We start from the raw sequence: 18,978 nt of genomic DNA, 5'->3' as shown, positions 1-18,978 counted from the left end.
CGACTCCGAGAGTGAGGGTTAGCGGGTCCCGCCCCGGATCAGGGCCATCGCCTCGGCCCGGGTGGTGGCGTTGGAACGCATCGTGCCACGTACGGCACTGGTGATCGTGCGGGCACCCGCCTTCTTGACGCCGCGCATCGTCATGCACAGGTGCTCGGCCTCGATCACCACGATGACGCCGCGGGCCTCGAGGATCTCGGTGAGAGCGTCGGCCACCTGGGTGGTGAGCCGCTCCTGCACCTGCGGCCGCTTCGCGTAGACGTCGACGAGCCGGGCGAGCTTGGACAGGCCGGTGATCTTGCCGGACTCCGCCGGGATGTAGCCGACGTGGGCGACACCGGTGAACGGCACCAGGTGGTGCTCGCACATCGACCACAGCTCGATGTCGCGGACCAGGACCATCTCGTCGTGGCCGAGGTCGAAGGTCGTGGTGAGCACGTCCTCGGGCACCTGGTGGAGCCCGCGGGTCACCTCTTGGTAGGCGCGGGCGACCCGGGCGGGAGTGTCGAGCAGCCCTTCGCGGTCGGGGTCCTCCCCGATCGCGTAGAGCAGCTCGCGCACCGCCGCCTCGGCCCGCTTCTGATCGAAGGGCGGCACGTCCGCCACGTCCCGCTCGGGGACGTGGACGGGCGCAACATCGTCGAAGGTCTCAGACATGTGCTCAGTATCAGGCGGGAGGGGTGCCCTCTGGCGAACCGGCCTCGGCCGGCTTGGCGGGCTCGAGCCCGTTGGCGGACTGGCTGCCGGTGCCTGACTGCCGACCGGCGGCACGGATCGCCTTGGCGAGGTTCTCCTTGTCGCGTTCGACGATCCACTGCGGGATCTCGACCGCGGGACGGTCGGACGGGCGGCGGGTGTCGGAGCCGGTCCAGGCCGGACGCGGATCGCGGCGACGCAGCGGCTCGAAGATCTCGGCGACCTCCTGCTTGGAGAGCGTCTCCTTCTCCAGGAGCTGCAGGACCAGGTTGTCGAGGACGTCCCGGTTCTCCTCGAGGATGTCGAAGGCCTCCTGGTGAGCGGTCGCGAGGAGCTTCTTGGTCTCGTCGTCGACGATGGCCGCGACCTCCTCGGAGTAGTTGCGCTGGTGACCGATGTCGCGGCCCAGGAACGGCTCGCCGTTGGACTCCCCGAGCTTGATCGCACCCAGGCGCTCGGTCATACCGAACTGGGTGACCATCGCACGGGCGAGGTTGGTCGCCTTCTCGATGTCGTTGCCGGCACCCGTGGTCGGGTCGTGGAAGATGAGCTCCTCCGCGGCACGCCCACCGAGCATGTAGGAGAGCTTGTTGAGCATCGACGACCGGGTCTGGCTGTATTGGTCGTCGTCGGGCATCACCAGGTTGTAGCCCAGCGCCTTGCCGCGCGGCAGGATCGTGATCTTCTGGACCACGTCCGGACCGGGCAGGGCCGCGGCGACCAGCGCGTGGCCGCCCTCGTGGTAGGCGGTGATGAGCTTCTCCTGCTCGCTCATCAGACGCGTACGCTTCTGCGGGCCGGCGATGACGCGGTCGATCGCCTCGTCGAGGGCCTTGTTGGTGATCAGCTTCTGGTCGCTGCGGGCGGTCAGCAGCGCGGCCTCGTTGAGCACGTTGGCCAGGTCGGCGCCGGAGAAGCCCGGGGTGCGGCGAGCCACGGAGTCGAGGTCGATGTCGCCGGCCAGCGGCTTGCCGCGGGCGTGGACCTGCAGGATCTTCTCGCGACCGGCGAGGTCGGGAGCGTCCACCTGGATCTGGCGGTCGAAGCGGCCCGGGCGCAGCAGCGCCGGGTCGAGCACGTCGGGACGGTTGGTGGCCGCGATCAGGATGACCCCGCCGCGTACGTCGAAGCCGTCCATCTCCACGAGGAGCTGGTTGAGGGTCTGCTCGCGCTCGTCGTGGCCACCGCCCATGCCGGCACCACGGTGACGGCCGACGGCGTCGATCTCGTCGATGAAGACGATCGCGGGAGCGTTCTCCTTGGCCTGCTCGAACAGGTCGCGGACACGGCTCGCACCGACACCGACGAACATCTCGACGAAGTCCGAACCGGAGATCGAGTAGAACGGCACCCCGGCCTCGCCCGCGACGGCTCGCGCGAGCAGGGTCTTACCGGTGCCGGGCTGACCGTAGAGCAGGACACCCTTGGGGATCTTGGCGCCGACGGCCTGGAACTTCGCCGGCTCCTGCAGGAACTCCTTGATCTCCTGGAGCTCCTCGACGGCCTCGTCAGCACCGGCGACGTCGGCGAACGTCGTCTTCGGCATGTCCTTGGTGATCAGCTTCGCCTTGGACTTGGCGAACTGCATGACCCCGCGACCGCCACCGCCCTGGACCGAGTTCATCAGGAACAGGAACAGCACGATGATCAGCACGAACGGAAGCAGGAAGCTCAGGATCGAGCCGAGCACAGAGGGTTTGGCCACCTCGGAGTTGAACTCCTCGAGGTTGTCACCCTCGGCCTCGGTCTTGCGCACCATCTCGATGAGCTTCTCCTGGTCGCCGTCGACCCAGGAGGTGGTGACCTCGGCGCCGCCCTTGCGGGCACCCTTGACCAGGGTCGCCTTGATCTCCTGGTCGCCGTCGACGAACGTGATCTCCTTGACCTCGTCCTTCTGGATGTACTCGGTCAACTCGCTGGTGGTGATCTCGTCGCCGCCGTTACGAGGGGCCAGGTACTGCAGCGCCAGGATCACACCGAGCACTGCCAGGATGATCCACAGCCAGGGACCTTTGAATATGCGCTTCACAGGCTTCTTTCAACCGTTACGGGGTCAGACATCGCACGCCGGGGAGCGTGCTCGTCATTTAGAACGACGGTACACGCCAAATCGTGCCCGGACCCACCCGAGCGGTTCTGCCAACAGCGAAAGCGGCGATCCGGCGAGGTGCCGGAGCGAAACCATCCTAGGGTGTCGCCATGGCCGAAAGTAAAGTCTCGGGACCCGGGTCGGGCAGTGGCTCCGGCAGCCGGCTCGCCCTGGTTCTCGTCGGTGTCCTGCTCGTGCTCCTGGTCGTCCTCTTGGTCGCTGCCGGCCTGGTCGCCTGGCGACTCGTGGCGCAGGAGTCCGGCGACGTACGTGCTCCGGCGGCCTCGCCGTCCGGCACTCCGGGCACAGCCACGGCCCCGCCCGCGTCGGTCGCTCCTGCGCCGGTCCCGGACGGCGCCTGGCAACCGGTGACCTCGGCCAAGGACCGGATGACCTACGACGTACCTCCGGACTGGGAGCCGGGTCCGGACACGCTCGCCGGGTTCGAGTCACCCGCCGGGGAAGTCACCGCGCTCATGCACGGGGTCGCGTCGTACGGCGACGACTGGTGCGACGACAACTGGCACACCCTGGTGGGCTTCGTGACACCTGGCTCGATCTCCGACAAGGGTTCGATCGAGGCCACTGCGATGCACTGGGCCAAGGCGGCCGCCCAGGACGACGGCGGCAGCGGCAACCCGACCGGATCGCTCGGTGAGCAGCGGACGGTGAAGGTCGACGGCGGCCGGAAGGCCGCGACCGCGGTGACCGCCACGGTCACTCCGCTCAGCCAGAAGTGCCCGGTGCCGAGCATCGAGGTGACCGTGGTGTCCGTGCCCGCACCCTCGGGCGAGGCGCTCTTCGTGGTCGTCGCCGACCGAGGCGCCGAGGGGTCGAACCCGGACGCAGCGCTCGCGAAGGTGATCGCCAGCCTGCGTCCGGCTCGCTAGACCCAGGGCTCAGCTGTAGATGTGCGGAGCGAGGGTCGAGATGTCGCGGAGGTTGCGGTACTTCTCGTTGAAGTCGAGGCCGTAGCCGACGACGAACTCGTCGGGGATGTCCCAACCGACGTACTTCACGTCGACCGGCATGCTGACCGCTTCCGGCTTGCGGAGCAGGGTGACGATCTCGATGCTCGCCGGCCCGCGCGAGTTGAGGTTGGAGGTCAGCCAGGTCAGCGTCAGGCCGGAGTCGATGATCTCATCGACGACGAGCACGTGCTTGCCGGTGACGTCGGTGTCGAGGTCCTTGAGGATCCGCACCACGCCGGACGACTTCGTGCCGGAGCCGTAGGAGGACACCGCCATCCAGTCCATCTCGACGTGGCGGTTCAGGGCCCGCGCGAGGTCGGCCATGATCATCACCGCGCCACGCAGGACGCCGACGATCAGGAGCTCCTCGCCCTCGTAGTCCTTCTCGATCCGGCGGGCCAGCTCTTCGACCTTCGCCTGGATCTCGTCGTGGGTGAACAGGGTCTTCACGAGGTCGTCGCCGACGTACTCGGTGTCCATGGGCGTCACTCTAAATGGTGGTGTGGCGTGGGGCGGAATACCCGGTTAACCGGGTATTCCTGCACTTCTCTGGCGTTGCAATGCCCGAGAAGTGCAGGAATACCCCGAGAAGTCCGTCCTAGGGCGCGCTCGGCGCGGGCTCGATGTGGACCGAGCCGTCGCGGCGTACAGCCCGCAGGTGTCCCGGCAGATCGATCCAGCGCTGCCCGCGCCAGCCGGTGATCAGCTCCTCGACGGCCTTGACGTGGTCGCGGGTGAGCTCCGCGGGCGGGCTGCCGGCCTCGAGGGCGGCGATCCGGAGGACTCGGGTGCGGACGGCGGGCGGATACCCGGCGAGCGTCTCGACCGGGAGCGTGCCGCCGAGCTCGCGGTGCATCGCCTCGGCGATGTCGTCGATGAAGTCGGCGTCCTCGCGGAGCTGCTCGGCCGTGCGGGCCAGCGCGTCGGCCACGCCGGGGCCGAGGTCCTCCTCGAGCGTCGGGAGGACTCGGTGGCGGATGCGCGCGCGGGTGTAGGCGAAGTCGCGGTTGTGGGGGTCCTGCCAGACGTCGAGCCCTTCGATCTGGCAGGCGGTCTCGGTGTCGATCCTGGTCGTCTCGAGCAGGGGACGCCGATAGCGGTCGAACCGTGCGCGCATCCCGGAGAGGCTGCGCGCACCCGACCCCCTGGTCAGCCCCAGCAGCACCGTCTCGGCCTGGTCGTCGCGGGTGTGGCCGAGCAGGATCACGCTCGCGCCGAGGTTCTCGGCGAGCTGGTCGAGGACCGCGTAGCGGGCCTGGCGAGCGGCAGCCTCGGGGCCGTCGCCGTCGGCCTTCACCTCGACCGTGGCGGTGACCGTCTCGTCGACGCCCATCTCGGCGAGCTGCGCGATGACCTTCGCGGCCTGCGCCGAGCTGCCCTCCTGCATCCCGTGGTCGACGGTCGCGCCGATGACGTGCAGCCCCAGCTTGTGGCCCTCGAAGACCGCCGCGGAGGCGAGCGCCAGCGAGTCCGCTCCCCCGGAGCAGGCGACGATCACCTTCTCGCCCGGCTCGAGCTGCTCGAGCGTGGCGCGGACGGGGCGGCGTACGGCTGCGATCGAGGGGTGAAGACTCATGCCAGAACGCGGGTGACCCAGGCGTCCGGGTCCACGATCTCGGCCTTCGACGGAAGGTTCTCGGGGCCGGCGAAGACGGCGTTGAACTCCTCCATGCCGACCCGGTCGGCCACGTGGCGTACGAACTTCGCGCCGTCGCGGTACTGCGCCATCTTGGCCTCCAGCCCGAGGAGCCGGCGGAGCAGTCGGTCGAGCATGCCGATGCCCTGGCGGCGCTTGTTGAACGCCTTGCGGATCGTGGTGACGCTCGGGATCACGCCGGGGCCGACGTCGTCCATGACCACGTCGGCGTGGCCCTCGAGCAGCGACATCATCCCGGTGACCCGGTCGATGATCTCCTTCTGCTCGGGCTTCGCGAACGCGTCCACGATCGAACCGTTGCCCTTGAGCGCCTCGGTGACGCGCTGCAGGCCGCCGTCGAAGATCGAGGCCGGGTCCATCGCCTCGGAGAGCCCCTCGATCTGGGCGAAGAGGTGGTCGCGCATCCACGGGCTGGCGGTGAACTGGACCCGGTGGGTCTCCTCGTGGAGGCAGACCCACAGCCGGAAGTCGGTCGGGTCGAGGCCGAGCTCGCGCTCGACATGGACGGCGTTGGGCGCGACCAGCAGCAGCCGGCCCGACGGCTCGAAGAACGGGTCGAACTGGCCGAGGATCTTCGAGGACATGAAGCCGAGCAGACCGCCCACCTCGGCGGCGCTGATCTTGGCGCCGACCGTCTGCGTCAGGACTCCCGGCGCCCGCTTGGCGGTGATCCGGTCGACCACCGGCGAGATCACGTGGGCAAAGGTGTCGGCGTTGGCCTGGATCCAACCGCGCCTGTCGACCACCAGGACCGGCGCGGTGTCCCGGGGCGCGTCCAGGCCGGTGAACTCACGCACGAACTCGGTCGCCTTCGCGGCGTCCGCACGCAGCTCCTCCACGGCCTGCTGGGCCTCGTTGCGGGAGACGATCGGACCGTCCCCGGCGACCTTCGCGCCGAGGCGTACGGCCAGATCCCAGTCGACCATGGTCGCTCCCGACGGCCTGGGGTCCTCAGCACGATGGGTCATGCGTACGACCGTAGCCGACCGGACCTATGTCGGCTGACCTATGCCGAGCATCGACACGTCGCGACCGCTGCCATCGCGTCGTCGAGGGCGTCGCGTACGTCCAGCGTCTGCTCGAGCTTGAACCCGTCGGCCATGAGTACGACGACGAACGGCGTCCCGCGCGCGTCGACGGCGATGCCGGAGAGGCCGGAGACGCCGGTGAGGGTGCCGGTCTTCGCCCGGACGCGGCCGCGGCCCGGCTCGGCGTCGAAGTTGAACCGGCGCGAGAGCGAGCCGACCCAGCCGGCGACCGGGAGTCCGGTCATCGCAGGTGCGAGCTCGGGGCGGTCGGGACTGGCCGCGGTCTGGAGCGTGCTCACCAGCAGCGTCGGCGGGATCCGGTTCTGCCGGGACAGGCCGGAGCCGTCGCGCAGGACGAGGCCGGTGGTGTCGATGCCGAGCTCCTTCAGCCTGGCCGTGATCGCCGCGGTGGAGCCGTCGAAGGTCGGGTCGCCGTCGGCGACCCCGACGTGGCGGGCGAGGATCTCGGCGAGCTGGTTGTCGCTGTGCTGCAGCGTGTATTCGACGATCTCGCGCAGGGTGTCACCGTGGCGTACGGCGAGCTGGGTGCCCGCCTTCGTCCCACTGGTGGGCTTGCCGGCGACCTTGATCCCGTGCTTGGCCAGAGCCTTCTTGAACTGCTCGGCCGCCTGCAAGGACGGGTCGCGGCTGTAGCCGGTCGCCTGGGACCCGCCGTGGTCGACGGAGAGCGCGGTGATCCCGCCCACCTCCTCACCCAGGTAGGTGCGTCGCCAGGCCGGGCTGATCACCGGGCCGCCGAAGAGACTGTCGTCGTAGGCGAGAGTGACCGTCTTGGTGGTGCCGAGCTCCCGGGCCGTCTCGGCTGCGAGGGTGTCGAGGTCGCCGGTGGTGAGAGATGCGTCACCTCCGCCGACGAGCGTGAGGGTGCTCCCCTGGAGCGTCGTGCTGGTCTCGAACCTGCGCTCCGGGCCGTACGCCTCCAGCACCGCCACGCTGGTCAGCACCTTCGTGACGCTGGCCGGAATCGCGGCCCCGGTGCCGTGGGTGACCAGCGGAGCGCCCTGGAGCGGCGCGATCGCAGCCTTGAGATGCCTGCCCAGCCGTTTGTCGCCCACGATCTCGCGCATCACCTGCTCCAGCGCGGCCTGATCGGGTTTTCCGGGGGTCTTCGTCTGCTCGCCCGCGACCGCCGCGGGGCTGACCGCGGCGATGTTCAGCGGTGCCGGCGGAGGGGTCGGCGCGACGTTGCCCTGGGCATAGCGCACCCACCCCAAGGCGTACGCCGCTGCCGCCGTCCCCACCAACAGCGCGAGCACCAGCGGCAGCACGATCGCGAGCTTCCCGCGACCCTCTTCCGGCTCCTCGGAAGGCCACTTCGGCGGGCTCTGGGACTCCACGGATATCCTCCTCGATGCCGGATCTGACGCCAATCGGTGTCAGACTGTCCGGCATTCCGTTTTTGGGTTTGTCTGGAGGCAGAGAAGTGACGCAGGAGTTCGACGTACTGATCGAGGTCCCCAAGGGATCCCGCAACAAGTACGAGGTGGACCACGAGTCGAATCGGCTTCGTCTCGACCGCGTTCTGTTCACCTCCATGATGTACCCCGCAGACTACGGCTACATCGAAGACACCCTCGGTGGCGACGGCGACCCCCTCGACGCGCTGGTGCTGACCCCCTACCCGCTGTTCCCGGGTGTGCTGGTCCAGGCCCGCCCCGTCGCGATGTACGTCATGGAGGACGAGAAGGGCCAGGACGAGAAGGTCCTCTGCGTCCCCTGCGACCCGCGCTTCGACCACATCCAGGACCTCGGCGACGTCGACGAGTGGACGCTCAACGAGATCAAGCACTTCTTCGAGCACTACAAGGACCTCGAGCCCGGCAAGACCGTCAAGGGCTCCGACTGGGTCGGCAAGGCCGCCGCGGAGTCGGAGATCGCCGCGTCCATCGACCGGTTCAAGAACACCGCTCACTGAGGTCTCGTGGACGCGGCGGCATCGACGGCCGCCACCACCGCGGCGTACGTCGCGTCCACCTCACCCTCAACGCTGGTGACCGTTCTCGTTGCCGGCCGTCCGCGGACCAGGGTTGCCAGTCTCTCGGCGTACCCGCGCAGGACCTCGTCGCCACCTGCTTCCGCGACCAGGCTCCGAACGATGCTGTGCCACGAGTCCGTGCCGTCGTCGCGGCGGTGGAAGCGACGTACGGCATCATCGGCGTCGGCCGTCAGCACGACCTCCACGAAGTCTGCGCCCGCTTCGAGCGCCGCACGCTCGAACTTCTCCAGCTCACTCACCCTCGAGAGCAGCTGCGGGAGCACCACGTCGCCGGAATCCCGGAGATAGCCGGTGATCATCCCGAGCGCTGCCGGCCTGATCAGCGCGCCGGATCCCTCGAAGTCCTCGCGCCAGCCGCCGATGAACGTACGCAGCGCATCGATGTCGCACAGCAGGGTGCCCGGGTGTTCGGCGGCGTACCGGCGCGCGATCGTCGACTTCCCCACACCGGGTAGGCCGTTGAGGAGGATCAGGCGAGTCACGCGGCGAGGGTATCGGCCGGGGTGCGGCACATTCCCGCCATGGCGGGAATCTGCACGTGGCTGACCCTCCTCACTCAGGAGCGATCAGGGAAGTGCTGCTCCCACTCGTCGCTGAGCCTTCGCGGTACACCCGGTTCGCCCCGTTGAAGAAGCACCCGATGGATCCGCTCCAAGGTCCTGGCAGGCGAGGTGAAGATGTCCTTGGCGATGAAGACGAGGATCCGCCACCCGTCGTCGTCGATCCTCTCCCGACGAACCAGGTCCGACTCCCACTGCTCCTCGCGTTCGACATGATGTTTTCCGTCGTACTCGATGATCGTGCGCGAACGCCGGTAGCTCAGGTCGTACTTGTTCCTCCCCGTCTCGTCGCCGACCAGCGCGTTGACCTCCGGCTCGGGGATCCCAGCGAGCACGATCAACAGCCGGAGTCGGGTCTCCATCGGGGAATCCACTCCGTTGCGGACGAGCGAAGCGGCGCGGCGTGCGAGCGCCGCACCGGGACTCTTGGCCATCGCACCGTGTTCCGCCAGCTCCGCCGTCGTCACCAGTCCTTGTCGGACCATGTGATCGCCCACGACCACCAACTCGACGAGCGGGATCAGCGCTGCCAAGTCGACGAAGACCTGTGCCGGGGCCGAGACGTCCACGTGATCGAACTTCGTGATCAATCCGTCAGGCGCAGAATGGCAGCTGATCTGGGGCCGGCCCCGACGCTGGCTGCGCCTGAGAACGGTCACGTGCTCACCTGGTAACGGCGGGATCGGGAGATCCCACACTCGAGCGGCTGTCGCGTGACTCGCCCACGCTCCGAGCGGATCGACGCTCAGTACGACGGCTTCAGCGATCAGCAGCGGTGTCACCTCGACGGCACGAGACACGTAGATCCCGTGGAAGAGTCGTCGAAACTCCTTCCGCTTGCGGCGCGGATCGAATCCGCTCGCCAGCCCGTCCTTGCGGCGGAAGGGTCGGCTCGGGTCGACAGGGATCTTGGGTTCGGTCCTGGGCTTCACAAGAACGGCATTCATGCGGGGATCATGCGCGATCCGCAAGATGACTGCAGGAGTTATCCACAACCCCTGTGGATAACTCCTGCTGCGGAGCAGGTTGGCCGGTCGTCGGCTCGCTGGCGGGGCAGGTGCATTTTCCCGCCATGGTGGGGTTTTGCCGCCGCCCAAGCCGACTCAAGCCAGCATTTTCCCGCCATGGCGGGAAAATGCCCCCCGCCCGCGCCCGCCCGCCGCCCTCACCCGATCAGATCCTCCGCTCGCAGCAGCTCCTCCGGCACCCCGAAGCCGTCGACGAGCAGCCGGGCGTGGGGGCGGAGGTCGCGGCAGAGACGGTTGACCTCGGCGGTGATGGCCTTGGAGCGCTCGGAGGAGAGCCGGCCGTGCTCCATGAACCACGCGCGGTCGGCCTCGATGACCGAGAGGGCGCTGAGGTCGCAGAGAACGTCCAGCACGTCCCGGACAGCCCCCGATGGCAGGCCGCGGACCTTCTCCCGGAACGCCTCGTGGATGAGCCGCTCCACGTGCGCGCGAGCGACGCCGATGACGTGGTCCTGCACGGTCGAGAAGACCGCCCCGGGCTCTCCCCCGGCCTTCACCCCGGACTGCAGGCGCCGGGCGACGCCGGCGAGCATGTGCTCCTCGCGGAAGCGCAGCATCGCCAGGTGGTAGTCGGAGTCGAGGATGTCCGGCTCCCGCTCGCCTGCGATCGGTACGACGTCACGGACCCGTTCGAGGAGCTTGTGCACCGCGGTCCTCTCCAGGACCGTCTCGACGGCGAGGCCGGCGACGAAGCGGACCAGGTCGAGCTGGTCCATCTCCTCGAACTCGCTGGAGTAGCCGGTGAGCAGCCCCTTGGCGACCAACTGCAGCAGCACGGTGTTGTCGCCCTCGAAGGTGGTGAAGACGTCCGTATCGGCCTTCAGCGCCGCGAACCGGTTGGCGGCCAGGTAGCCCGCACCGCCGCACGCCTCCCGACACTCCTGGATCGTCCGCGTCGCGTGCCAGGTCGCGAGTGCCTTGGTGCCGGCGGCGCGCGACTCGAGCTCACGCCGGGCGTGCTCCGAGGTCGTGACGCCGGAGAAGACGTCATGCAGGTCGTCGCGTACGACCTCCTGCGCGAAGCGCAGCGCATAGGTCCGCGCGACCAACGGCATCAGCCGACGCTGGTGCTGGCCGTAGTCCAGGAGCAGCGACTCCTCAGCATCCGCGGACGCCTCGAACTGCCGCCGTCGCAGCGCGTAGCGGACGGCGATCGTCAGCGCGACCTCCGAGGCCCGGATCGCGGCCCCGCCGACCGAGACCCGGCCCTGGACGAGCGTGCCGAGCATGGTGAAGAAGCGCCGCCCCGCGGACTCGATCTCCGAGACGTACTCGCCGGCCTCGGTGACGTCGGCGAACCGATTGAGCAGAGACGTACGCGGCACCCGCACACCCGAGAACCACAGCCGTCCGTTGTCCACGCCATTGAGCCCCATCTTGGGCCCGTCGTCCGCGATCCGCACCCCGGGAGCCGGAGCGCCGTCGACCCGGATCGGCACGACGAAGGCATGCACCCCGCGCTCCTCGCCGCCGACGACGAGCTGCGCGAAGACGACCGCCAGCTCGCCATGACAAGCGGCGTTGCCGATGTAGTCCTTGTACGCGTCCTCCCGGGTCGTCTCGATGACGAACTCCTGGGTTTCCGGGTCGTAGGTGGCCACCGTCGCCACCGCGGCCACGTTGGAGCCGTGACCGTGCTCGGTCATCGCGAAGCAGCCGAGCAGACGCCCGGAGACGATGTCGGCGAGGTAGCGATCGTGGTGCCGGGCGGTGCCGAGCTGCAGGATGGCGCCGCCGAAGAGCCCGAACTGCACGCCCGACTTCACCAGCAGCGACAGGTCGCCGCCGGCCATCTCCTCGAAGGCGGCGATGGAAGCGCCGACGTCACCTCCTCCGCCGTACTCCTTCGGGAACCCGAGCCCGGTCAGACCGGTCGCGGAGACGTCGAGCAGCACCTCCCGGACCCGCTCGCGGTACTCCGGCCGGGGCAGCTCCTCGACCTCGGCGAGGAAGTCGGCGCGCTCGATCAGGGACTTGCGTACGTCTTCCCGGACTCCCGCGTATCGCCCGTCGAGGAGTGCGGTCAGTGAGGCTGCGTCGATGGCGGTCACGCCACCAGACTAAGCCCGCGCAGATCCAGATCAGGTCAGGATCAGGTCAGGATCAGGTGAGCTCGTGGGCGACCGTCGCCTCGCGGTCCGCGATCGCGTCGGACTCCGCGACGAGCCGCCGCACGCCCTTGCGCTGGAACTTCTGGCCGGCGGCGAGCCCACCGAAGTAGTAGGCGACGAGCGCGATCATGCAGCCCGCGATGTCGTCGGCGAGGTAGTGCCAGCCGAAGTAGACGGTCGCGACGACGGTGATCCCGAAGTTGATCCAGCCGGCCCAGCGGGCGATCTTGTTCTCGATCGTGGCGTGGATCATCAGCGCCACCAGCAGCGTGATGCCGCAGTGGAGCGAGGCGAAGCCACCGACCGACTGCACCACGTTGGCGTCCACGTCGAAGAGGACGTGCTGGCGGGTGAAGACCAGCGACTCCATCAGACTGCTCGCCGGTGTGTCCGGCAGGTCGGCGTAGAGGTAGGGGTATTGCAGGCCCGGACCGACCGTCGGCAGGCAGTAGTAGGACACCGTGCCGAGGATCCAGGCGATGCACTGCGAGGCGACGAACCAGTAGCCGTAGGCCAGGTTGCGCGACCACACCAGCCACGCCGCGACCGCGAACGGCACCAGCGGCAGGAACCACATGTAGATGTAGGAGAGGAACCACGCCACCCAGCCGGTGCCGAGCAGGTCGTGGAGCAGGATCGCCGGGTCGGCGCCGAAGAGCACTGCCTTGTCGATCAGGTGCAGCTCGTGATCGAACTCATAGGTCTCCGGCACGACGAACGGCAGGAACGACTTGAGGTTCCGGTAGCAGACGTAGACCAGGTAGAAGCAGACGATGCCCATCGCCACGAGCGTCAGACGCTCACGGGTCCAGTGGGTGCGGACCCGCTCCTTGAAGATCGGGCCCATGTCCTTCCACTTGAACTTCGCCAGCCACAGCGTGCGTGGCACGAGGTCGACGAGCAGGGCGGCTCCGACGAGGAGGGGCAACCGGAGCCAGGACGGTCCGAGGAAGCCCTCCGGGTCGAGCATGCGCTTGTCGACGATCTGTGCGGTTACGACTGCGATCAGGCCGAAGATCAGCGCGCTACTGACGAGGAAGATCTGAGCGCGGCGATACATAGCCGCTTAGTTTAAATGGCGGGTGGCTGCTCCACCGATTCCTGGGCGCACGATTCCTGGGTGCACGATTCGAGAACAACAGATTCCGGTACGGCCAGCCGGTTCGGCTCTACCCGCAGCCTGACCGACTCTCCCGGCGCCGGCGCCGAGTCCGCGACGGCATCGACCTCGCCGATGTCATCGAGACGTACGACGAGCCGGTGCTGCTCCGGGGTCGCCCTGGCCGAGATCACGGTGCCGGTGAGCGGTCCGTCCGGGTCCGCGACGAAGGCGGAGCGGCGGAGCGCCACCGCATCGGCGGGACTGAGCCCGGCTGCCTTCAGCACGGTCCGGGCAGCGCTGCCCTCGAGCACACGGGCATAGCCGAGGAACAGGGCCGCCCAGGTGTCGGTCGGTCTCGCCCACACGTCGCGGAGGGTGCCCTCCTGGACCAGGCGGCCGTCGCGCAGCAGCGCGATCCGGTCGGCCACCGCGAAGGCCTCCTCCTGGTCGTGGGTGACCATGAGCGCGGTGGTGCCGGCCGCGTGCAGGATCCGTCGCAGGTCGCCGGCCAGGCGCTCCCGCAGTCCGGCGTCGAGAGCGGAGAGCGGCTCGTCGAGGAGCAGCAGCCGCGGCTCGACCGCCAGCGCCCGCGCGAGCGCGACCCGCTGCCGCTCGCCGCCGCTCAGCGTCCCGGGGAGGCGGTCCTGATAGCCGCTCAGTCCGACGAGCTCCAGCAGGTCGGTGACCCTCTCCTCCCGCTCGGCACGTGGGATCCGACGCAGCCGCATCGAGTAGGCGACGTTGCCCGCCACGCTGAGGTGCGGGAACAACTGCCCGTCCTGGAACATCAGCGCGAACCCACGCTTGTGCGTCGGCACCCCGCGCACCGAACGCCCGTCCCAGCCGATCTCCCCCGTCGCCGGCTCCAGCCCGGCCACCGCCCGCAGCAGCGTCGACTTCCCGGACCCCGAGGGCCCGAGCAGCGCCAGCACCTCCCCGTCCGCCAACTCCAGGCTGACGTCCTCGACGGCGGTCTTCCCGTCGTACGCCACCGACACCTCACGCAGCGACAGCATCGCAATCTCGATCCTGCCGAGGCGTCAGGGCGGTCGGCCGAAGCGTCAGCCCCGTCGGCCGAGCCGGCACAGCCGTGACACCTCGCCCGGCGTACGTGACGTCTCGCCCGACGTACGTGACGTCTCGGCCGGCGCGGGCGACTTCTCGGCGTGGATTCACAGTGCTCCGATCGAACGGACGCGGAGACGCTCGACGAGGAGCATCACGACGGCGGTGGCGGCGGCGAGGACGCAGGCGGCGGCGAGGGCCATGCCGTAGTTGTCGGACCCCGGGCGGGACAGGAGCCGGAGGATGACGACCGGCAGCGTCGGGCGCTCCTCGCGGACGAGGAAGGACGTCGCGCCGAACTCCCCCAGCGAGGCCGCGAAGGCGAAGCCGGAGGAGGCGAGGAGAGGCTTCCAGATGGCGGGTACGTCGACCGTCATGACCGTACGCAGCGGCCCGGCCCCGAGCCCGGCGGCGGCCTGCCGCAACCGGTCGTCGACCGACCCCAGGACCGGCACCAACGTCCTCACCACCAGGGGCAACGCGACCAGAGCCTGGGCGAGCGGCACCAGCCACGGCTCGTCCCGGAAGTCGAGAGCGCCTGAGCCGAGCGTCAGATAGAGCCCGAGGCCGAGCGTGACGGCGCTGACCCCGAGCGGCACCATGAACAGCCCGTCGAGGACCGCCCGCACGCGACGCTCGGCCCGGGTCCGCGACCGGCGGGTCACCGCGAAGGCCACCAGCAGCCCGAGCACGAGCGCGACCAGCGACGCCTGCACCGCGACCGCCAACGACGTCATCAGCGCGGTCGTGACCGGCACCAGCAGCGGCGGGTCGAACCCGGGGGTCTGCAGGGCGACGTAGTTGCCGAGGCTCCACCGGTCCTCGACCCGCAGCGACCCGAGCAGCAGCGCCAGCAGCGGCCCGGCCACCAGCAGGACGAGCACAGACGTCGACAGCAGGACCGGGAGGTCCCGCCGCGACACCCGGCGGCGGCGTACGACGACCCTCGACTGCGCCGGATCCGGCACCGAACGCAGTCGACCGGCCACGACCAGGAGACCGACGACGACCACCAGCTGGAGCACCGAGAGCACCGCGGCTCCGGGCAGGTCGAACAGGGTGAAGGTCAGCTTGTAGATCTCGGTCTCGATGCTGTTGTAGCGCACCCCGCCGAGGGTGAGCACGATCCCGAACGCGGTGGCGCAGAACAGGAAGACCACCGAAGCCGCGGAGACGATCGCGGGACGCAGCGCGGGCAGGGTGATCGTCCACAAGACCCGCGAAGGCGACGCCCCGAGAGCGGCGGCCGCCTCACCCGGGCGCGGGTCGAGCGACTCCCAGGCCGCTCCGACGGCCCGGATCACCACCGAGGCGTTGAAGAAGACCAGCCCGAGGATGATCGCCGTCGGGGTCCCGTCGAGCCCGAGAGGAGCCAGCAGCCCCGCCTCGCCGATGAGCTCCCGGAAAGCGACGCCGACGACGACGGTGGGGAGCACGAACGGCACCAGCAGCCCGGCCCGGATCGCACGCTGCAGCGGAAACGCCAGTCGATGCAGGGCGAACGCTGCCGGCAACCCCAGGGCCACGCTCAGCACCGTCGCGAGCCCGGAGGACCACAGCGTGAACCAGAGCGCCCGCTGGATCTCCGGGCGCCCCACGACCCGGGACACCACGGACGGGTCGAAGGAGCCACCGAAGAACAGTCCGCGCTGCACCATCCCCGTGACCGGCAGGACGAAGAAGACCGCCAGCACCGCCACCGGGAGGGCGGCGAGCGCGACGAGTGTCCCTACGCGACGGGTGGAGCTCACTGCGCGATCGTGTCACTCCAGGTCGCCAGCCACGCTTCCCGGTTCTCCTCGATCTCCTTCGGCTCGACGGAGAGCGGCGAGGTCGGCTGCTGGGCGAACTTCGCCCACTCGGCCGGCAGCTCGACGCGGGAGGAGACGGGGAAGACGTACATGCTCTCCGGCAACGCCCCCTGCACGCTGTCGGAGAGCATGAAGTCGATCAGCGCCTTGGCGCCCTCGGGGTGGTCGGCGCCCTTCAGCACACCGGCGTACTCGACCTGACGGAAGCAGGTGTCGAGCAGGGCCTTGGTCGTGGTCTTGCCGTCCTTGACGGTGAACGCCGGCGAGGAGTCGTAGGAGAGGACGATCGGACGCGTACCCTTCCCGCCGCCCTGGGTGAAGTCGGAGTAGTAGGCCTGGTCCCAGCCGTCGACGACCTTGGCGCCGTTGTCCATCAGCTTGCCCCAGTAGTCGGCCCAGCCGTCCTCGCCGTACTCGGCGACGGTCGCCAGCAGGAAGGCCATCCCCGGCGTCGAGGTCGCCGCGCCCGGGGTCACGAAGAGGTCCTTGTACGCAGGGTCGGCCAGGTCGTCGAGCGACTCCGGCGGCGTCAGCTTCTTGGCCGCGAACCACTCGGTGTCGATGTTGACGCACACGCTGCCGTTGTCGACGGGCGTGAGGAAGTGCTCCTCGTCGCCGGGCAGGTCGTACTCGGAGACGCCCTCGGGGATCTCGGACGGCGTGTAGGCCTCCAGCGCGCCCTGGTCGATGGCCCGGCTGGCGAAGGTGTTGTCGACGCCGAAGACCGCGTCACCGTCGGGGTTGCCGGTGTCCATGGCGATCTTGGTGGTCAGCTCGCCGCCGTCGCCCGCGTGCCGGATCTCGGCGGTGTAGCCGGTCTTCTCGGTGAACTCGGCGAGCACCTCCTTCGGCAGCGTGAAGCTGTCGTGGGTCAGCAGCACGACGGTCTTGTCGTCGGCGCCGCCCGACTTCTCGGCGTCCGGCTCGGCGGGGGTGCTCCCGCAGGCGGACAGCAGCAGCGCCGAGACCGCAGTGATCGCAGTGGCAGTGATGGCAGGCGTACGCGTGCGCATTCTGACTCCCTTCGCCGGTGTCAACCGGAGCAGGTTCGGAGGGTCTGCGGCGCTGCTCGCCGCACTCTCAGGCCTCTCGGCCTCCCCTGTCTGTTCCCGGCAACACTACTTGCTTGCGAGAATCCACCCATGACCGACGTCTCCATCTCGTCCTTCGACGACCTCACCCCCAAGACCGCGTACGCCCTGTGGCAGCTGCGCCAGGAGGTCTTCGTCGTCGAGCAGGACTGCCCGTACCTCGACCTGGACGGCCGGGACCTCGAGTCGGGGACGCGTCATGTGGTGCTGACCGACGGCGACCAGCTCGCGGGCACCGCCCGCATCCTCGACGACGGCGACGTGTGGCGGATCGGCCGCGTCGTCCTCGCCCCCGCCCACCGCGGCAAGGGCCTGGCGGACGTGATCATGCGGGCCGCCGTCGAGGCCGTCACCGACCGTGACATCGTGCTGGATGCTCAGTCTCCGTTGGCCGGCTGGTACGCGAAGTTCGGGTTCGTGAAGGACGGCGAGGAGTTCCTCGAGGACGGCATCCCGCACACCCCGATGCGCCTCAGGCGCTGACCGCATCGACCGGAGCGAACAGCACGCTCGCCTCGGTTTCATCACGCGTGGCGAGACCGCGAGCGACCAGGAGCTCCAGGTGGGCCTTGGTCTCCATGACCGCGAGCCCGGCGTTGAAGTAGTCGAGCTCGGCGAAGGCACGCTCGTGGCGGGTCCAGCCGAGGTCGCCCGCGACCTCGAGCGCCGAGCGACGGCCGGCCTTCAACGAGGACAGCGACTGGGCGAGCCGCGACTCGTGGTGGGCGAGGAGCTCGTCGACGCGGGCGTGCGACGAGGTCGCGACGGGGCCGTGGGCGGGCAGAAGCCGCAGGTCGGGCAGGGAGCGGACCTTGGTCAGCGACGCCATGAAGTCGCCCAGCGGGTCGATGACCGGGACCGGCTCGAAGCCGATCGACGGGGTGATCGTGGGCAGCACGTGGTCGCCGGCGAACAGGACCGAGCCGGCCAGATCGGCGTAGACGTAGTGGCCCTGGGTGTGACCGGGGGTGTGCACGGCATCGACGTCGCGGCCGGCGACGGAGAGGCGTACGTCCCCTTCCAGCCATCGCGAGGGCATCCGCCAGTGGGACAGGTCGGGGGCGGGCGGCGGGTTGGCGGCCCACACGGCGGCCAGGTCGTGCGCACCGGCATGGGCGAGCAGCCGGTCGGTCGAGATCCAGCCGTCGAGGTCGCCGTTGGTGAGCTCGAGGGTGGGCCGTTCGCCGGCACCGAGCAGCACGTCGGCGCCGAACTCCTCACCCAGCACGGAGGCGAGCGTGTAGTGGTCGCGATGCACGTGAGTGACCAGGAAGCGCCGAATGTCGCCGAACGCGAAGCCGAGCTTCTTCAGCCCGCTCTCCAGCGCGGCGCGCCCCTCGGTGATCGCCCAGCCGCCGTCGACCAGCGAGAGCCCGTCAGAGCCCTCGAGGACGTAGATGTTGACCGCCTTGAGCCCGTCCATCGGCAGCGGCAGCGGGATCCGGTGCACGCCGTCGGCGACCGTCCATGCTCCCGGAGCGGACCAGTGCTCCCCCGAGTCAGGCGAGATGGCGGTGGCTGTCGACTGACTCGTCTGGCTCATCGGGCTCCTTCGGGTCGTCCTCTCCAGAGCCAGAGCAGACCCAGGATCGGCAGCAGGGCGGGAACGAATCCGTATCCGATCCCGAACTTCGACCATACCGAGTCGTCCGGGAACCAGGACGGCACGACCAGCGACAGGACACCGACGACGAGCACGCCGGCCAGCTCGATCCAGAGCATGACCTTCGCGAAGCCCGCCGACCCGTTGGC

17 protein-coding genes, 1 pseudogene and 1 riboswitch are annotated in these 18,978 nt (G+C 69.3%); of the genes and pseudogenes, 3 read left to right on the top strand and 15 right to left on the bottom strand.

Annotation, left to right across the window (positions count from 1 at the left end; all coding sequences use genetic code 11):
* Window positions 1–18: 18 nt before the first annotated feature.
* Window positions 19–657: a GTP cyclohydrolase I FolE gene (gene folE / locus ACFVJS_RS07810; protein WP_378878355.1), complete on the bottom strand. Its 639-nt coding sequence runs from the start codon at window positions 655–657 to the stop codon at window positions 19–21.
* A 10-nt stretch (window positions 658–667) separates the two neighbouring features.
* Window positions 668–2,725, bottom strand: coding sequence for an ATP-dependent zinc metalloprotease FtsH (gene ftsH, locus ACFVJS_RS07805; RefSeq protein ID WP_378878354.1), 2,058 nt, complete (start codon window positions 2,723–2,725; stop codon window positions 668–670).
* Between the two features lie 170 nt (window positions 2,726–2,895).
* Between ftsH and ACFVJS_RS07800 the strand changes: the two genes are divergently transcribed.
* A complete protein-coding gene (locus ACFVJS_RS07800; protein WP_378878353.1) occupies window positions 2,896–3,675 on the top strand; it encodes a hypothetical protein in 780 nt (259 codons plus the stop codon).
* A 9-nt stretch (window positions 3,676–3,684) separates the two neighbouring features.
* On the opposite strand, the gene hpt is transcribed toward ACFVJS_RS07800, so the two are convergent.
* The 4 genes from hpt to dacB form a co-directional block, all read right to left on the bottom strand.
* On the bottom strand, window positions 3,685–4,236 hold the full coding sequence (gene hpt, locus ACFVJS_RS07795) for a hypoxanthine phosphoribosyltransferase (protein WP_165109450.1): 552 nt from the start codon (window positions 4,234–4,236) through the stop codon (window positions 3,685–3,687).
* A gap of 118 nt (window positions 4,237–4,354) precedes the next feature.
* The gene (gene tilS, locus ACFVJS_RS07790) at window positions 4,355–5,332 is read right to left on the bottom strand and encodes a tRNA lysidine(34) synthetase TilS (RefSeq protein WP_378878352.1); all 978 of its coding nucleotides are present in this window, start codon (window positions 5,330–5,332) and stop codon (window positions 4,355–4,357) included.
* Window positions 5,329–6,381 carry a zinc-dependent metalloprotease gene (locus ACFVJS_RS07785; protein ID WP_378878351.1) on the bottom strand — a complete coding sequence of 351 codons (1,053 nt, stop codon included), beginning with the start codon at window positions 6,379–6,381 and terminating at the stop codon, window positions 5,329–5,331. The genes tilS and ACFVJS_RS07785 overlap by 4 nt, the downstream gene beginning before the upstream one ends.
* 38 nt (window positions 6,382–6,419) lie before the next feature.
* Window positions 6,420–7,799: a D-alanyl-D-alanine carboxypeptidase/D-alanyl-D-alanine-endopeptidase gene (dacB, locus tag ACFVJS_RS07780; RefSeq protein WP_378878350.1), complete on the bottom strand. Its 1,380-nt coding sequence runs from the start codon at window positions 7,797–7,799 to the stop codon at window positions 6,420–6,422.
* An 86-nt stretch (window positions 7,800–7,885) separates the two neighbouring features.
* On the opposite strand from dacB, the gene ACFVJS_RS07775 reads away from it, so the two are divergent.
* Window positions 7,886–8,377, top strand: a complete 492-nt coding sequence (locus ACFVJS_RS07775) for an inorganic diphosphatase (protein ID WP_378878349.1) — start codon at window positions 7,886–7,888, stop codon at window positions 8,375–8,377.
* Here ACFVJS_RS07775 and ACFVJS_RS07770 read toward each other — a convergent pair.
* From ACFVJS_RS07770 to ACFVJS_RS07740, 7 genes are all read right to left on the bottom strand, one after another.
* Window positions 8,371–8,940, bottom strand: coding sequence for an AAA family ATPase (locus tag ACFVJS_RS07770; RefSeq protein WP_378878348.1), 570 nt, complete (start codon window positions 8,938–8,940; stop codon window positions 8,371–8,373). The two genes, ACFVJS_RS07775 and ACFVJS_RS07770, sit on opposite strands and share 7 nt — an antisense overlap.
* A gap of 74 nt (window positions 8,941–9,014) precedes the next feature.
* Window positions 9,015–9,989: a DUF559 domain-containing protein gene (locus ACFVJS_RS07765; protein ID WP_378878347.1), complete on the bottom strand. Its 975-nt coding sequence runs from the start codon at window positions 9,987–9,989 to the stop codon at window positions 9,015–9,017.
* Between the two features lie 194 nt (window positions 9,990–10,183).
* Window positions 10,184–12,097 (bottom strand): acyl-CoA dehydrogenase, encoded by a 1,914-nt coding sequence (locus tag ACFVJS_RS07760; protein ID WP_378878346.1) that lies wholly within the window; start codon window positions 12,095–12,097, stop codon window positions 10,184–10,186.
* 52 nt (window positions 12,098–12,149) lie between these two features.
* A complete protein-coding gene (locus ACFVJS_RS07755; RefSeq protein WP_378878345.1) occupies window positions 12,150–13,217 on the bottom strand; it encodes a phosphatase PAP2 family protein in 1,068 nt (355 codons plus the stop codon).
* Window positions 13,218–13,228: 11 nt separating this feature from the next.
* Complete coding sequence (locus ACFVJS_RS07750; protein WP_378878344.1) at window positions 13,229–14,275, bottom strand: ABC transporter ATP-binding protein; 1,047 nt, start codon at window positions 14,273–14,275, stop codon at window positions 13,229–13,231.
* Window positions 14,276–14,431: 156 nt separating this feature from the next.
* Window positions 14,432–16,075, bottom strand: a complete 1,644-nt coding sequence (locus ACFVJS_RS07745; protein WP_378878343.1) for an ABC transporter permease — start codon at window positions 16,073–16,075, stop codon at window positions 14,432–14,434.
* Window positions 16,072–17,148: a thiamine ABC transporter substrate binding subunit gene (locus ACFVJS_RS07740; protein WP_378878342.1), complete on the bottom strand. Its 1,077-nt coding sequence runs from the start codon at window positions 17,146–17,148 to the stop codon at window positions 16,072–16,074. Before ACFVJS_RS07740 ends, ACFVJS_RS07745 begins: the two co-directional genes overlap by 4 nt.
* Window positions 17,138–17,246: riboswitch (TPP riboswitch) on the bottom strand. It overlaps the preceding gene by 11 nt.
* A 31-nt stretch (window positions 17,247–17,277) precedes the next feature.
* On the opposite strand from ACFVJS_RS07740, the gene ACFVJS_RS07735 reads away from it, so the two are divergent.
* The gene (locus ACFVJS_RS07735) at window positions 17,278–17,709 is read left to right on the top strand and encodes a GNAT family N-acetyltransferase (RefSeq protein ID WP_378878341.1); all 432 of its coding nucleotides are present in this window, start codon (window positions 17,278–17,280) and stop codon (window positions 17,707–17,709) included.
* On the opposite strand, the gene ACFVJS_RS07730 is transcribed toward ACFVJS_RS07735, so the two are convergent.
* Window positions 17,699–18,769, bottom strand: coding sequence for an MBL fold metallo-hydrolase (locus tag ACFVJS_RS07730; RefSeq protein WP_378878340.1), 1,071 nt, complete (start codon window positions 18,767–18,769; stop codon window positions 17,699–17,701). The genes ACFVJS_RS07735 and ACFVJS_RS07730 overlap by 11 nt on opposite strands.
* Window positions 18,766–18,978, bottom strand: a pseudogene (locus ACFVJS_RS07725) (hypothetical protein); the annotation flags it as partial. The gene ACFVJS_RS07730 and the pseudogene ACFVJS_RS07725, both read right to left, overlap by 4 nt.

The organism is Nocardioides sp. NPDC057772 (assembly GCF_042798075.1).
GTDB lineage: Bacteria > Actinomycetota > Actinomycetes > Propionibacteriales > Nocardioidaceae > Nocardioides.
This window is presented reverse-complemented; position numbering and strand designations above follow the sequence as displayed.

What these genes read in the sequence shown, in the direction of transcription:
- folE (WP_378878355.1), bottom strand. Translation starts at nt 657, where the DNA reads ATGTCTGAGACCTTCGACGATGTTGCGCCCGTCCACGTCCCCGAGCGG.
- ACFVJS_RS07800 (WP_378878353.1), top strand. Translation starts at nt 2,896, where the DNA reads ATGGCCGAAAGTAAAGTCTCGGGACCCGGGTCGGGCAGTGGCTCCGGC.
- hpt (WP_165109450.1), bottom strand. Translation starts at nt 4,236, where the DNA reads ATGGACACCGAGTACGTCGGCGACGACCTCGTGAAGACCCTGTTCACC.
- tilS (WP_378878352.1), bottom strand. Translation starts at nt 5,332, where the DNA reads ATGAGTCTTCACCCCTCGATCGCAGCCGTACGCCGCCCCGTCCGCGCC.
- ACFVJS_RS07785 (WP_378878351.1), bottom strand. Translation starts at nt 6,381, where the DNA reads ATGACCCATCGTGCTGAGGACCCCAGGCCGTCGGGAGCGACCATGGTC.
- ACFVJS_RS07755 (WP_378878345.1), bottom strand. Translation starts at nt 13,217, where the DNA reads ATGTATCGCCGCGCTCAGATCTTCCTCGTCAGTAGCGCGCTGATCTTC.
- ACFVJS_RS07750 (WP_378878344.1), bottom strand. Translation starts at nt 14,275, where the DNA reads ATGCTGTCGCTGCGTGAGGTGTCGGTGGCGTACGACGGGAAGACCGCC.
- ACFVJS_RS07740 (WP_378878342.1), bottom strand. Translation starts at nt 17,148, where the DNA reads ATGCGCACGCGTACGCCTGCCATCACTGCCACTGCGATCACTGCGGTC.
- ACFVJS_RS07735 (WP_378878341.1), top strand. Translation starts at nt 17,278, where the DNA reads ATGACCGACGTCTCCATCTCGTCCTTCGACGACCTCACCCCCAAGACC.
- ACFVJS_RS07730 (WP_378878340.1), bottom strand. Translation starts at nt 18,769, where the DNA reads ATGAGCCAGACGAGTCAGTCGACAGCCACCGCCATCTCGCCTGACTCG.